1 pseudogene is annotated in these 305 nt (G+C 63.6%); it reads left to right on the top strand.

The features are described 5' to 3' along the window. Positions 1-167 precede the first annotated feature (167 nt). A pseudogene (locus ACYF6T_RS44750) lies at positions 168-305 on the top strand (2-oxoacid:ferredoxin oxidoreductase subunit beta); the annotation flags it as partial.

The following is a 305-nucleotide window of genomic DNA, read 5'->3' as shown; positions in this document are numbered from 1 at the left end:
CGCGGTGTTGAAGCGTTACGACAAGGTGGTGATCCCCGAGATGAACCTCGGGCAGCTCGCCACGCTGATCCGGGCGAAGTACCTGGTCGACGCCCACTCGTACAACCAGGTGAACGGCATGCCGTTCAAGGCTGAGCAGCTCGCCACGGCTCTCAAGGAGGCCATCGATGGCTGAGACGTCCACGGAAGGCACGGGCACGATCGAGGCGCTTTCGCTCGTTCCCAAGGCCGAGGCCCGCCAGTCCATGAAGGACTTCAAGTCCGATCAGGAAGTGCGCTGGTGCCCCGGCTGCGGTGACTACGCA

The organism is Streptomyces sp. 7R007 (genome assembly GCF_054850255.1).
This window is presented reverse-complemented; position numbering and strand designations above follow the sequence as displayed.